11 protein-coding genes are annotated in these 14,318 nt (G+C 37.8%); 4 read left to right on the forward strand and 7 right to left on the reverse strand.

What is annotated here, in order from left to right:
* Positions 1-15: 15 nt before the first annotated feature.
* From ABXH34_RS13580 to ABXH34_RS13590, 3 genes are all read left to right on the forward strand, one after another.
* The gene (locus tag ABXH34_RS13580) at positions 16-966 is read left to right on the forward strand and encodes a molybdate ABC transporter substrate-binding protein (protein ID WP_353572423.1); all 951 of its coding nucleotides are present in this window, start codon (positions 16-18) and stop codon (positions 964-966) included.
* 154 nt (positions 967-1,120) lie between these two features.
* Positions 1,121-1,969 carry a 3'(2'),5'-bisphosphate nucleotidase CysQ gene (gene cysQ, locus ABXH34_RS13585; protein ID WP_353572424.1) on the forward strand — a complete coding sequence of 283 codons (849 nt, stop codon included), beginning with the start codon at positions 1,121-1,123 and terminating at the stop codon, positions 1,967-1,969.
* 172 nt (positions 1,970-2,141) lie between these two features.
* Positions 2,142-2,606, forward strand: coding sequence for a pentapeptide repeat-containing protein (locus ABXH34_RS13590; RefSeq protein WP_353572425.1), 465 nt, complete (start codon positions 2,142-2,144; stop codon positions 2,604-2,606).
* A gap of 57 nt (positions 2,607-2,663) precedes the next feature.
* On the opposite strand, the gene alr is transcribed toward ABXH34_RS13590, so the two are convergent.
* The 3 genes from alr to glnD form a co-directional block, all read right to left on the reverse strand.
* Positions 2,664-3,737 (reverse strand): alanine racemase, encoded by a 1,074-nt coding sequence (gene alr / locus ABXH34_RS13595; protein WP_353572426.1) that lies wholly within the window; start codon positions 3,735-3,737, stop codon positions 2,664-2,666.
* A complete protein-coding gene (dnaB, locus tag ABXH34_RS13600; protein WP_353572427.1) occupies positions 3,737-5,842 on the reverse strand; it encodes a replicative DNA helicase in 2,106 nt (701 codons plus the stop codon). Before dnaB ends, alr begins: the two co-directional genes overlap by 1 nt.
* A 281-nt stretch (positions 5,843-6,123) precedes the next feature.
* A complete protein-coding gene (glnD, locus tag ABXH34_RS13605) occupies positions 6,124-8,811 on the reverse strand; it encodes a [protein-PII] uridylyltransferase (protein WP_353572428.1) in 2,688 nt (895 codons plus the stop codon).
* Positions 8,812-9,441: 630 nt separating this feature from the next.
* Here glnD and ABXH34_RS13610 point away from each other — a divergent pair.
* Positions 9,442-9,936: a hypothetical protein gene (locus ABXH34_RS13610; protein ID WP_353572429.1), complete on the forward strand. Its 495-nt coding sequence runs from the start codon at positions 9,442-9,444 to the stop codon at positions 9,934-9,936.
* Positions 9,937-10,026: 90 nt separating this feature from the next.
* On the opposite strand, the gene ABXH34_RS13615 is transcribed toward ABXH34_RS13610, so the two are convergent.
* The 4 genes from ABXH34_RS13615 to ABXH34_RS13630 all read right to left on the reverse strand — a co-directional run bounded on the left by ABXH34_RS13615 (position 10,027) and on the right by ABXH34_RS13630 (position 14,084).
* A complete protein-coding gene (locus tag ABXH34_RS13615; RefSeq protein WP_353572430.1) occupies positions 10,027-10,251 on the reverse strand; it encodes a hypothetical protein in 225 nt (74 codons plus the stop codon).
* 310 nt (positions 10,252-10,561) lie between these two features.
* Positions 10,562-11,329: a ParA family protein gene (locus ABXH34_RS13620; RefSeq protein ID WP_353572431.1), complete on the reverse strand. Its 768-nt coding sequence runs from the start codon at positions 11,327-11,329 to the stop codon at positions 10,562-10,564.
* A gap of 84 nt (positions 11,330-11,413) precedes the next feature.
* Complete coding sequence (bamJ, locus tag ABXH34_RS13625; RefSeq protein ID WP_353572432.1) at positions 11,414-12,097, reverse strand: BamJ family beta-barrel-assembly machinery protein; 684 nt, start codon at positions 12,095-12,097, stop codon at positions 11,414-11,416.
* A gap of 76 nt (positions 12,098-12,173) precedes the next feature.
* Positions 12,174-14,084: a transglycosylase SLT domain-containing protein gene (locus ABXH34_RS13630; RefSeq protein ID WP_353572433.1), complete on the reverse strand. Its 1,911-nt coding sequence runs from the start codon at positions 14,082-14,084 to the stop codon at positions 12,174-12,176.
* Positions 14,085-14,318 lie beyond the last annotated feature (234 nt).

Below are 14,318 nucleotides of genomic sequence, written 5' to 3' on the forward strand. Positions count from 1 at the left end.
ATTTAGGAGAATTTCATGACCAAATGGACTTCACTATTATCCGTTGGACTATTATGTTTTAGTACTTTAGCTTATGCCAAAGATGCGGGTCACAGCAAAGACTACCGAACATTCAATGTAGATGGTGAAACAGCTTACGGACAAATCGCTGATTCGTACAACTCAGATTTAGTCATGTATTTAGCAGGCAACCAATTTATGGTGGTGGAAACTTTAATCAAAGACTTCCAAAGCAAACACCCTGAAATCAAATCTGTTTACGTTGAAACCATTCCACCGGGTCAAATTCTTAAACAGCAAATCCTTAAGCAAGGTGAAATTGATGGGCAAAAAACTGCTCAAAACCCTGATTTATATGCCAGTGTCAACCTTGGACATTTGAAAAAACTGCAAGCTAAAGAGTTGATGGATAGCTATATAGTTTACACCCATAACAAATTAGAATTAATGGTGGCAAAGGGTAATCCTAAGAATATTCAAGGTGTTGAGGATTTAGGCCGTGAAGACTTGGTTCAATCACATCCCAACCCGTTGACTGAAGGCATTTTTAAATTCTACGGTTCGGCAATGCTTAAAGATGTAGGCTTGTATGAAAAAATCACCGCCAATGCGGAATGTAAAGGTTGTTGGGCAATTGAAGGTAAAACATGGTTTACCAGTCGCCATCATCGTGAAACTCCACAACGTATTGAAGATGGTCAAGCTGATGTCGGTATCGTGTGGGCAACTGAAGTGGCTCATGCCAACGCTGAAAACCGCAATACTGAAGGCGTTGTGATTCCGCCACCATTAAACAAGCAAGATAAAGTGGGTTATGCCATTGGTGTGTTGAAAACCGCTAAGAATCCAGACAATGCTCACGTATTTTTAGATTACTTAAAAACAGATGCAGCTCAAGATATTTATGTCAGTTTTGGGTTTGTTAAAGCGACGGCTGAAGATTTAACGCTGAAACCTCTTAACTAATTGGGGTATTGTGAACTGCATCCATCCGCTATAGATAAGCAATGTGGTTCACCTTTTAACAAGATTGATAAAACACGCTTTAATTATTCAGATTTGTGTACTGGCAAACATTTCTGTACTACAATAAGACCAAAAAATAACATTGGAGTTGAATATGTCATCTGAGCCTTTAACTATCGAAGGTCATGCTTTACCGCAGTTAATTGAAGCGGTTAAAAAAATTGCTAAACACGCGGGTGAGAAAATACTTGAAGTCTATGAATCTGATGATTTTAATGTTGAACAAAAGGCAGATGATTCTCCGCTAACACGTGCCGATTTGGCAGCACATAATACGATTATTTCTGGTTTACAGCAGCTCACAAGCATCCCTATTTTATCCGAAGAATCCGCCACCATTGATTTTTCTGAACGTTCAACATGGTCACGTTATTGGTTAGTTGATCCATTGGATGGCACGCGCGAGTTTATTAAACGCAATGGTGAATTTACGGTCAATATTGCCTTAATTGACAATCATGATGTGATTTTAGGGGTTGTTTATGTGCCTGTAACAGATGTTTCCTATTATGCTGCGCAAGGTATGGGCGCATTCAAGGAAGAATCAAACCAAGCGGCTCGAGTGATTAATACACGCACAACTGATATGAAAAAATTGACGGTTGCAGGTAGCCGCTCCCATGGTAGCCCTAAACTCAAGTCATTTATTGCAATCTTAAATACAGAAGTTGATGTAATTAGCATTGGTAGCTCGTTGAAATCTTGTTTAGTTGCCGAAGGTCAAGCCGATATTTACCCACGCTTTGGTCTGACTTCAGAATGGGATACCGCCGCTGCACAATGTGTTGTTGAACAAGCAGGTGGCCAGTTAACAGATTTGAATTTGCAGCCACTACTTTACAATACTAAAGAATCTTTACTTAACCCACATTTTTTAGTATTTGGAGATGCTTCTCCAGCTTGGGCAGATTACTTAGCTCAAGCAGAAAATGAAGCAAATTAAGTTCATTCTTTAGCTATTTCAATCAGCTTATTTAATGACTATTAGAAACACATTTTGCACTAGAAATAGTTGTGATGAATAATTAAATCAACTGGTAATTGCTAAGGTTTACTGCTACCCTTAGGTGTATATAAAGCTATCGGGTATTTTCAAACCAAGTGGTGTCGTTTTTATGAAAAAACTCGTCTTCATCCTATTTATTGCGTTTACTGTTAGTTTTCTCGGAAGCTACATGCCAGAAGCATGGGCTGCAAATAAAACGCATGTCGCAAAGTTGAAAAAAACCAAAAAATGTAACCGATGTAATTTGAGTTATGCCAAGCTCATCGGTGTACGTTTGGTTCGAGCTAAGTTACGTAGTGCAAATTTGAAAGGTGCAAAATTACGAGGGGCTAACCTTCGTAGTGCCGATATGACGCGAGCCAATTTAACGGGTGCGGAACTTAGACGAGCTAATTTAAGAGGTGCAAAATTACGAAATGCCACCTTACGAAATGCAAACTTACGAGGAGCTAACCTCCGAGGAGCTGATTTACGAGGAGCTGATTTGCGCGGTGCTATTTTCCGTGGCGCGAATATCAAACAGGCTAAAACTAAAGGTGCGAAAAACGCTAATTTTGCAGGAGCACGTAAGTAAATTGTTTTATTGTTCTGGGCCAGCAGAATTAGTAAGGCAATATTGACTTTTAGTTGCTTAATAAGAGTTAATGATATTTCTAGGGACACGCTTATTTACATGCGTTAGCAATTCATAAGAAATTGTCCCTGCACAAGTTGCAATCTCTTCCACAGCTAAATCATTTCCCCACAAAATTACTTTATCACCGACTTTGGCTTGAGTTTGTTGAGTCAAACCTACTGCAATCATATCCATTGAAACCCGTCCAACTAAAGGGACACGCTGGCCATTGACTAAAACAGGTGTGCCACTGGGTGCATGACGCGGATAACCATCTGCATAACCTATTGCTACAATACCAATAATACTATCTTGCTCACATTGCCATGTTGCGCCATAGCCCACGGTTTGTCCTTTTGCATAATGTTTCACACTAATCAATTCAGATTGTAATTGCATCACCGCTTGTAGATTGCAAGATTGCTCAAAAGGCGATGCGCCATACAGCATAATGCCCATTCGATTCCAATCAGTATGTGCTTGTGGCCAACTCAAAATTCCTGCTGAATTTGCAATTGATTTTTCGGTTTCATAAGTTTGAATCAGTTGAGAAAACTGTTGAATTTGTTGCAAAGTCATGGGTTGATCTAATTCATCAGCACAAGCCAAATGGGTCATCAATTTAATCGGTTTGACAATATATTGGATGTCATTGAGCTGTTGCCACGCCTTGCTAAAATCAGGCGGTAAAAACCCTAAACGTCCCATCCCTGTATCGATTTTCAACCAGACAGCCAGTGGTTTTCTAAGTTGTGCGGCACGTAAAATGTCTACTTGAAACGGGTGTTGTACAACAGTTTGTAAATCATATTGCTGGATTAAAGGCAGTTCATTGGTTTCAAAAAAGCCTTCTAAAATTAAAATCGGTTGCTGAATCCGAGCTTGTCGCAATTCAATCGCTTCTTCAATGCAGCAGACGGCAAATGCTTCAACTTCATTGGTAATCGCTCGGGCAACGCTGACTGCACCATGTCCATAAGCATCCGCTTTAACCACTGCCATAATTTTGGATTGTGGCGCATGTTGACGGGCAATATGGATGTTATGTTTAAGTGCGGCTAAATCAATTAGGGCTTGCGTTGGGCGCATTAATATCCACCGCCATCATCATAATGGTATTCTTCTGTGTAATTCTCGAATTTGGTCAAAGGGCCAACAAAGGCTAAACGTACTGTACCAATAGGCCCGTTCCGTTGTTTGCCAACAATAATTTCGGCTGTGCCTTTCGCGTCACTGTCTTCATTGTAAACTTCATCACGGTAAATAAATGCAATTAAATCAGCATCTTGCTCTATCGAACCACTTTCTCTCAAATCCGACATCATCGGACGCTTGTCACTACGTTGCTCAACACTACGGTTTAACTGGGAAAGCGCAACAACGGGCACAGCCAATTCTTTGGCTAAGGCTTTAAGACTTCGAGAAATTTCAGAAACCTCATTTGCACGATTATCACCACGATTAGAACCTTGCATCAATTGTAAATAGTCAATCACGATCAAACCCAATTGCCCATGTTCTCGGGCTAAGCGTCTGGCTCTGGCACGCATTTCTGTCGGAGTTAAGGCGGGTGTATCGTCAATAAAAAGAGGTGCTTCAGATAGGATACTAATTGCCGTGGTAATTTTTGGCCAATCGTCATCTTCTAATTTACCTGTACGCACTTTCTGCTGATTGACTCGTGCTAATGATGCAATCAAACGCATTCCTAATTGTTCAGCAGGCATTTCCATGCTAAATACAGCAACAGGATTTCGTACTTTAATTGCAACATATTCAGCAATATTCATCGCAAAAGAAGTATTATGTACACAAATATCGTTGGCAATAAAATTATGTGTATCAGGAATGGTCAAATCATAAACTTGTTTTTGTCCCATATCTTCAATAGAAATAATTTCATCCCAGTAAATATCTTGTTCTGAATCGTTGGGCATTTCAATCTGTTTGAGCTGCCACAACTTATCTAGCTGGCTCAATTGTGTCACAATGCCTAAACGTAATAATAAATGCTGAAATTGTTTTGCTAATCCTAGATGTTCATGTTGCCAAATGACTAAATCTGCCGATCCATCTTTAATATGTTTTTGTAAAAATAACTGTAAATTTTGTTTATCAAGCTGAAAGATATGTTTTGGTAATAAATCTGTTGCGCTAACGGACTGCCAATCCGAATTTTTTAAACCAAATATAGGTAAAACACACGGTATAGCAACTTTATCTCCAGCTTTAAGTTCTGCTAACGGCTTCCACCCAGAAATAGTTAAAAAAGGATGGGTTAAAGTGGTTTCGATGCAACGCCCTAACCGAGTCACGACTTTAAACACAGGTTTAATGCCATCATCCACAAACTCAGAAGCATGGGTTAACTGTAATTTATAATCATCATTCAAAGTCAATAAATGGGCTTGTTTTTGCTGATAAAGCTGTTCAATTGTTGCAATGCCTCCATCTGCTAAGACAATTTCACTATCCGCAGCTAAGCATTTCCCCATTGACGGCCTACCCGCCACAATCACCATATCAGAAGGCTGCAACCCACTGGTTAATTCATCAAAATCAGTAAATCCCGTCGGCACACCCGTAATTGCCTCATCTTGCTGAAACATAGTGTCAATACGATCTAAAGCTTGTGCCAATACATCTTTAATCTCAATAAAACCTTTCTGATTTTTCTGCCCATGTTCGGCAATTTCAAAAATCATTTGCTCGGCTTTATCTAAAATCTCATTTTCACTGTTAATAGTGGGATCATACGCAGAAGTGGCAATTTTATCCGCAACATTGATTAAACGTCTTAAAATCGACTTTTTACGCACAATATCCGCATAGGCTTTGACATTCACAATGCTGGGCGTATTTTGAATCAACTCATCTAAATACTCGATAATATGCTTATTTTCTAATTCAATAATTCCTTGTTTTTCAAGCTTATCTTTGACCGTAATAATATTACAAGCATGACCTTCTTCTAATAAAGTCTTAACCGCATCAAAAATCGTTTTATGGTTATTATGATAAAAATCCTCGGTGCTAACGACATCCGCAATTTCTAACCACGCATCCGTTTTTAACATCAGGCCACCGAGCACGGCTTGCTCTGCCTCACTGGAATGCGGCGCAATTTTGCTGGGCGTGAATGATTCGGCATTAGGTGCACGATTGGGAAACGGTAAAACCGATGAGTCTTGCATGGGTAAATCTTAAATACGGAAGGAATTATCTTTAGTTTAAACCGATGGACTAAGGCTTTCAAGAAAGCTTATTTTACCCTAGTCTGTCAAGACTCAATTCAACTGAAGCCTGTTCGATTAGCCTGCAAGCTTTTATTGTTATTAAAAAACAATAGATTACAACCATGAGATACTATTAATCACTGTCACTATGACTACCTCATAATGACAGTGTAATTTTAAGCATTAACAATAGCTTGTCTGTATTTTCAAACTAATTGAAGAATGCAAAAAATCTTGTATTATTTAGAATTTTCTGTGGAAATATCTTCATCTAATAATTCAGATAGATATTCACGTAAACAATCTAATTGGTCAGCTGAAAATAGCATATTATTATTTTTATCAGTGACAAAGAAAATATCCTCAACCCGAGAACCAAATGTGCCGATTTTGGCTTTTTTCAGAATGACTTCACAATGTAAGAAGGCTTGTGCAATACGAGATAAAACCCCCGGACGGTCGCTTGTAATTACTTCCATAATCGTGTGATTATTTGCGGAATCCTGCGTGAAACTAATCCGAGTGGGGACAGGAAAATGCTTTAATTGACGTGGAACATGGTGTGCAATTAGAGCAAAAGGCTCATTCCCATCACGGTTTAATACTTCTTCCAAACCATGTTTAATCTCGTTAATACGATCCTTATCCTGAATCACAGTGCGTTTATCACTGTCTAAAATGGTATAGCCGCCAAGACTGTGTTCATTATCAGTTGGAATCACATACGCATCGACAATGGTCAGGGCTTTACGCTCTAAATATTGGGTGGTTTCTGCAAATAAATAATCTCTGTCACGCATGTATAACACTAACTCAGTACCACCATAAGGATCATGTCGTTCTAATACTATCGATTTATCTGATGCTTGATACTGCAAAATGGTCTGAGTTTCATGTGCAATGATTTGAGGGGTCGAGCGCAAGAAATACTCATCACCAAGCTGAGACCACAAATGATTAATTTTTTCCTCTGATAAAGCAGAGCCTTCCAATAAATAATGCGCACTTGATTGTATATCTGAAACTTGAAATTGTTTATCTAAAGTTTGCTCAGAACCATGCTCCAAGACATGCAATGTTTTGTGATACAAGTCGGCTAATAATGTATTTTTCCAGCCATTCCACAATTTAGGGCTGGTTGCACGAATATCTGCCACGGTTAACACATATAAATAATCTAAATGCATTTTATCCTGAACCCGTTGCGCAAAATTATTAATCACGACAGGATCAGAAGTATCTTCACGCTGTGCAGTAGTAGACATCGTCAAATGATTGCGTACTAACCAACCCACCAGACGTGCATCATGATCGCTAAAACCATGCTCATAGCAGAAATTTAAGGATTCTCTTTCACCCAATTGGGAATGGTCACCACCACGCCCTTTCGCAATATCATGAAATAAGCCTGCTAAATACAATAATTCTAATTTTGGCAACGTATGTACAATTTTAGAACATAGTGGGAACTCATGCTGATATTCTTTAACACAGAAGCGGCGCAGATTTCTCACTACAAATAAAGTATGTTGGTCGACAGTATAAACATGGAATAAATCATATTGCATTTGCCCTACAATACGCCCAAAGTTTGGAATATATGCCCCTAATACACCATAACGATTCATCAAGCGCAGGGCACGGGTAATACCATTCGGTTGATGTAAAATTTCATAAAATAGACTTCTTGTGCGTAAATCGCGATGAAATGCCTCATCAATTAAATAAACATGCTGATAAATCAAGCGTAAAGTATGTGCTCGAACTCCTTTAACTTCAGGATGCTGTTGCATTAGTAGGAATACTTCAAGTAATGCAAAGGGATAGCTTGTAAACACTCTATCATGAGTGACTTCGATAAAGCCTTTACGAATTTGAAACCGCTTATTCAAAGCCACTACTTTGTCATTGGAATCATCATATAAAATATTTTCTTGAAATACCTGCAGTAACAAATCATTCAAGGTATTCAACGACATCACAGTCCGATAATATTTCTTCATGAACTGTTCAACCGCAAGCTTGCCTTCTTCATCCCTATAATCAAAATCTTCTGCAAGTGTGCGCTGGTAATCAAACAACAAACGATCTTCTTTACGCTTGGAGTGACAATGTAGAAAACAGCGGATTTGCCACAAAAATTCTTGACCTTCGATCAGCGATTGATATTCAGCATCAGTTAGAAAACCTTGTTGCACTAAATCATGCAATGTAGATGCGCCCAAATGGCGTTTTGCAACCCATGCCACTGTTTGAATATCACGTAATCCACCTGGCCCTTCTTTGATATTAGGTTCTAAATTATATGATGTATCATGGTATTTTGCATAACGTCTAGCTTGCTCATTACATTTTTCAGCAAAGAATTCTCGGCTTGCCCAAATATTCCCCGGTCCTACAAGTTGCTGCATTGCTTGGAATAATTGCTCAGCCCCCATGAGCAAACGGGCTTCCATCAAATTCGTTGCAACTGTAATATCTTCTCTTGCCTCTTTTTCACAATCATTTAATGTCCGAACACTATGCCCTACCTCTAATTTAATATCCCATAAAAATGTAATGAATTTTTCTAAACACTCACGCATATTTTCATCAGGTTCTTGCGCTAGAATAATCATAAGATCAATATCTGAACTAGGATGTAATTCACCGCGTCCATAGCCGCCCACCGCAATCAGCGCAATTTCTTCGGCAATCTGAATACAAATATGGGAAAGAGCTTCTTGTAAAATTTTGTCGATAAGCCAAGAACGATAAAATACATAATCAGAGGCACTTTTAGTTTCAATAAAGCGTTGTTTTAACACTTCATGACCTTGTTCAAGGGCTTGACGAAAGACTTTAATGGCAGGTTCACCATCGCTCAAAGCTTGGATAAAATCGTCGGGATTAAAAACTTGTAGATCATTGTAAATATTGGCGGGCATAAGTATATGTTTATGAAGGGACGGAGTTCATCATTATAAAAAACTTTGTGTAGGTAAGCAATTCAGCTTAGGCTAGGAAAAAACAAATGTTATCAAAATAGCACTATTATCTTATTTAAAATTATATGGCTAGTATTTTATAATCCGAAAAATCATTGAAAAACAAACGACTAGTTTTATATTAAATTATTTGGCTTTGCTAACAATATTAAATGCAGAGTATCTATCACTACACAATAGTTGCGTCTAAAAACAATGAAATGCACATTATAAAACGGTTTTTAGCCTATACGCCGTATTTATTGGGAAGATATTTAAGTTGGTTTTTTTATTATCACTCTTTTTTTCCTATACTTTCTGTTACCTCCTTCGTGCAAAGCTCTCTAATTATCTGACAAGGTACTTGGTTTCGATTTTTCCCATTTTTCATAAAAGAGAATCAGGTCAGCCTTGGGTGCAAGAGGTGCATATAGTTGCTCATGAGCTTGAGCATATAGGTGGGGCTGGGCATGATAAAACTGGACTCATGGTGTACTCTGGTTCAGAGAAGCAGTATTTTTTTCGAGCATCAACAATTAAACTTTTTCGTTCAGACCTAAGATTTTAGGAGGTACAATGCCTAGGATATTTATGGTAACCACTATACTCGTAGCAATAATTGTCGCTTATAGTGATTCTACTTATAGTGACTCTAATACTCATACATTGGAGAGGTCGAACATAACCTCTACTGAGATTGACAGTGTTAATAATCGTGAGACATTACTTGAGGATTTAGCTCCTTCCATAACTGATATGGAAACAAATTCCATTTATACAGCAATTATCATTCATAAAATGAATTTTAATGAGATAGTTCAAGGAACTAACACAGAAATTTCTCAGACACTGTTAAACGATAGCTCTGAGCCTAAGCCCGCCGCTATAATTTTGCCTCGGGTAAATGATAAAGGAAAGTTTGTTGATAGCTGGGGTACTCATTTTGATATCCATGTTTTACCTAAAGAGCCAGTTTCACCTCAGAACTCAGGTTCTGTAGTGGAAGTTAAAATAGTATCAGCAGGACCAAATAAAATATTTGGTGATGAAGATGACTATGTGTTAGAAAAAGAAATTTATCAATAAATTGTCATCAACCTCAAATATCTAGCCCATTATTCAAATTGGATAGTGGGCTTTTTTTATTAAGCTCCAGATAATCCTTTTTCTTGCTGGTTATTTATATTCCAACGTCATAAGCAAAATTTTGTCGATGAGCCAAGAACGATAAAATACATAATCAGAGGCACTTTTAGTTTCAACAAAGCGTTGTTTTAACACTTCATGACCTTGTTCAAGGGCTTGACGAAAGACTTTAATGGCGGGTTCACCATCGCTCAAAGCTTGGATAAAATCATCGGGATTAAAAACTTGTAGATCATTATAAATATTGGCGGGCATAAGTATATGAAGGGACAGAGTTCATCATTATAAAAAATTTTGTGTAGGTAAGCAATTCAGCTTAGGCTAGGAAAAAACAAATGTTATCAAAATAGCACTATTATCTTATTTAAAATCATGATAGCTAATATTTTAGAATCCGAAAAATCATTGAAAAACAAATTGCTAGTTTTATACTAAATTATTTGACTTTGCTAGCAAGAAGTTTGCGTAAATAGATGGGTGTTGGCAATATTTATAGTCTTAGGTTTCATGTTTCCAACAGTCGCTAAGACTGCCAATTCTTGAAAAGCTGGCAGTGTATCACTAATTATTTTGTTTCCAATTCTTCATATAACTCAACAAAAGCTTGGGTCACTTTGTGTTTATCATCAAAATAAATCAACGGTGTAGCAGTTTGGTGGGATTCTCTGATTTTGACAGAACTAGAAATTCGCGTATTTAAAACGGGCAAACCTTCTTCAATTAATTCATTGACTAATTGGAGTGGTAATTTGGCTCGTGGTTGGAATTGATTAACAATAACCCCTTCAATATGTAAATTTGAATTATGGTCTGCTTGAATCTCACGCACATTATTTTGCAAACTATACAACGCTTTACGTGAAAAATCATCACAGTCAAAAGGAATCAAGCAGCGGTCAACTGCAATTAATGCTGATTGGGTGTAAAAATTCAGCGCAGGTGGCGTATCAATATAAATTTCATCAAACTCGGTCAGTTCGCGTAAAGTATCACGTAATTTGTAAATCTTATAACGTGATTCTAGCTTAGATTGTAGCGCGTAAAGCTCTGGGTCTGAAGGCATAATATACAAATTTTCATAAGGCGTAGGATGAATAAAAGCATCTGTTTTCTTATCGTATAAGCTAAAACTCAACATTTGCTCGAAAAACTTACCTAAAGTCGGTTGTATCGTTTCGGCTTTATCACCCAATAAATAATGCGTGGAATTCGCTTGTTGGTCTAAGTCAATGACTAAGGTTTTTTTACCCCGTGCCGCACTAATCGCTGCTAAATTACACGTAATCGTTGACTTACCAACGCCGCCTTTTTGATTAAACACAACCCTTTGCATACTGACTCCAAACTTGGGGATAAAATAGAAGGGCAAGCAGTTTACATTAAGCCTGCAAGCCCTTTTCTAAATATGAACTGAAAATTATTTATCAACAGAAATCAATTCAACTTCAAAGATTAAGGTAGATTCAGGGCCAATCTTGCCACCTGGAATACCTGTTTTTCCGTACGCTAAATCAGAAGGAATAACAAATTTTGCTTTACCACCGGGTTTCATCAATTGTAAACCTTCAGTCCAACCTTTAATCACTCGATTTAAAGCAAAAGAAGTCGGTTGATTGCGGCTGTAAGAACTGTCAAATTCAGTGCCATCTAATAAAGTGCCACGATAATGTACTGTCACGGTATCAGTGGCTTTAGGGCTATCACCTTCGCCTGCTTTTAAAATCTCATACTGTAAACCGCTGCCTGTGGTTTTTATACCTTTTTTCTTAGCATTTTCAGCTAAAAAGGTTTCACCATCAGTACGGTTTTTCTCAGTTAATTTACGTTTTTCATCAGCCTTTTTTGCAAACTGCGCTTTACGGAAATCCATCAATGTAGATTGAATTTGCTCCTCAGTTAAGGTGGTAAATTCACCCGCCAAAGCTTCTTTAATACCCAGCATTAATTTATCAAGGTTAACTTCAATCCCTTGTTTTTTCAAAGTACTACCAATATTTTGCCCAAAACTATAACTTAACTTCTCATCTTGGGTAAGCTCTGCAGCCGTTATTGAAGATGCAAATAAACCTACCGTTAACGCTGCAACATAACGTAACTTCATATTGAAATCCTTTTAAAAGTGTTGTTTCTGAAAAAAGTGTGGCAACTGTACCATACTTTATAAGAGTCCTACAATCTTAACAACCTTGTTCTTGTACGGGGTTTAAACGCATAGGTTCGACATCATCATGACCCAGCATCAAATACTCAAAAACAACGGTATAACTCATGACGCGCTTCACATATTTTCGGGTTTCACTAAATGGAATCAGCTCCACCCACATATCAGTTGCAATGCAGCTATATTTCTCGCGCCAGCGTTTGGCTCGTGCAGGACCTGCATTATAAGCGGCGGTGGCCAACAGATAATTATCATCAAATTTATCCAACAAGTAACGCAAATAACTAGTGCCCAATTCAATATTTTTTTCTGGAGATAAAAGGTCTTTTTCTCCACCTAATTTGATTTTATATTTATTTGCCATTTGTCGAGCAGTTGCAGGCAATAATTGCATTAAGCCCATTGCATTTGCACCTGATTTGGCATCAGTTTGAAATGCACTTTCTTGCCGAATAATCGCGTATATCCAGCCAAAAGCAATCTCTCTTTTTTCTGATTGGTTCAATACCCAATCATAATAGGGACGTGGAAAACGCAGGCTTAAATGATTGTGTAAATCAGCCTTGCTTGCTGCCCGAATCGCACGATCATGCCAACCCCATTGACTCGCAATAGCCGTTAACAATTTCATTTCATCTTGGTTTAAAGTTTTAACTGCTTGCTGCCATTCCATCCGTGCATAATTGATGAAGCCTAGAAAATATAATTCCCGCGCCCGAATCAAAGCTGGGTTTTCCAGCAGTTTTTGTTGAGCCGCTTTATCTAATTCGGATTCTTGTTGTTCAAATGCAAAAGGCTGTTGTAAACGTTCCGCTGCTAGGAAACCGTAATAAGTACGATGTTTAGCCACTTTTTCAAAAATTACTTTGGCTTTATCAAATTTCTCGGTTTGACCATAAGCCCGCGCTAACCAATATTGCCATTGATCTTGCTGTTCGATGGCATCATTGAAATCAGTCACAAATTTAATGATTGCCGCCCAATTATTTTGATCTAAAGCAATATTAAGCATTGATTGGCGCATTTTGTCATTTTTGATTTCAGCACTCATCAGCCATGTCAAAGATTCAGTTATTTTCTGATCTGCTGCCCATAAGGCAATATAACTGTCTATTTCATCTTTTTCAGATTCAGTAAAACCATAAGTCTTTTTAAATTGTGCCCAATAATCATGGGCTAATTTAGCATTACGACGCGCCAAACGTTTTGTGCCATAAATTAACAGCTCACGTGCAACGTTATCATCTGGATAGTTAATATTTTTTAAACCTGCTGCAGGATTTTTATGTACGGATTGCCAATGGGCTACCCATGTTTTTTTGTCTTGACCCAATGATTTAGCAAGGTAATTAGCTAATTTAAATTGTTTGTTCTGCAAACTGAGACGAGTGCGTTGCCAGCGTAATTCAGATGTAATAATATTATTTTTGTACAATTGACTAAATACGGGGTCGCATTCTTTAGGCTGGGATTTTCCCACTAGCCACAATTTAATCGCCTGCATTTGCCATTGCTTGAACGGCTCTTGCTGTTGTAAGCGTGCATTGAGAGCATGACATTGCAATATGGTATTTTTTTGTGGTTGATAAAATGCTTGATAACTTACCCAATTTTCAGATTTTGCCAATTGAGTGAGCCATTGGGTGCGTAAAATATCAGCGGTTGGAGAGTCAGCATAAACCTCTAAAAAGGATTGCACTTCATCTGCTTTAGCTTGCTCAATATGATGGTAAAGTTGAAAAAAATTGAGATAGTGCGCAATCTCATAATCTTGTAATTGTTCAGAAAGTTTCTGAAATTGTTCCAAATCTTGTTTTTGAATTGCTTGATAAGTTTGTTTAAATTGGAAACGCTGTTGCAGTAAATTTGCGGCTTGAGTCGATACAGTAAAACAAAGCCCTAGCAATAAAATAACCCTTATGTACATAATGTTATTCTCGATGTTTTAAGATGTTATGCCTTTATTGTAACTGAGTTGTTAATATTATGTTATGAATTGAGGGATAAACTGTGTTATTACATTGCTTACGATATAAATTGTTCAAATACGGCATAATAATCAATTAGGAATGTCGCTTGCTTTAAATATGTGTAAACTGCGCACCTTTTTTGCTATAGCCATTATCAATACTTCATCCCTAACCCTTGCGAATGAGATATT

This window comes from Candidatus Albibeggiatoa sp. nov. BB20, assembly GCA_016744725.1.
Taxonomy (GTDB): Bacteria; Pseudomonadota; Gammaproteobacteria; order Beggiatoales; family Beggiatoaceae; genus Albibeggiatoa.

Excerpts from the sequence above, each read along its gene's own strand:
- ABXH34_RS13580 (WP_353572423.1), top strand. The coding sequence starts at position 16 with ATGACCAAATGGACTTCACTATTATCCGTTGGACTATTATGTTTTAGT.
- cysQ (WP_353572424.1), top strand. The coding sequence starts at position 1,121 with ATGTCATCTGAGCCTTTAACTATCGAAGGTCATGCTTTACCGCAGTTA.
- ABXH34_RS13590 (WP_353572425.1), top strand. The coding sequence starts at position 2,142 with ATGAAAAAACTCGTCTTCATCCTATTTATTGCGTTTACTGTTAGTTTT.
- alr (WP_353572426.1), bottom strand. The coding sequence starts at position 3,737 with ATGCGCCCAACGCAAGCCCTAATTGATTTAGCCGCACTTAAACATAAC.
- dnaB (WP_353572427.1), bottom strand. The coding sequence starts at position 5,842 with ATGCAAGACTCATCGGTTTTACCGTTTCCCAATCGTGCACCTAATGCC.
- glnD (WP_353572428.1), bottom strand. The coding sequence starts at position 8,811 with ATGCCCGCCAATATTTACAATGATCTACAAGTTTTTAATCCCGACGAT.
- ABXH34_RS13610 (WP_353572429.1), top strand. The coding sequence starts at position 9,442 with ATGGTAACCACTATACTCGTAGCAATAATTGTCGCTTATAGTGATTCT.
- ABXH34_RS13615 (WP_353572430.1), bottom strand. The coding sequence starts at position 10,251 with ATGCCCGCCAATATTTATAATGATCTACAAGTTTTTAATCCCGATGAT.
- ABXH34_RS13620 (WP_353572431.1), bottom strand. The coding sequence starts at position 11,329 with ATGCAAAGGGTTGTGTTTAATCAAAAAGGCGGCGTTGGTAAGTCAACG.
- bamJ (WP_353572432.1), bottom strand. The coding sequence starts at position 12,097 with ATGAAGTTACGTTATGTTGCAGCGTTAACGGTAGGTTTATTTGCATCT.
- ABXH34_RS13630 (WP_353572433.1), bottom strand. The coding sequence starts at position 14,084 with ATGTACATAAGGGTTATTTTATTGCTAGGGCTTTGTTTTACTGTATCG.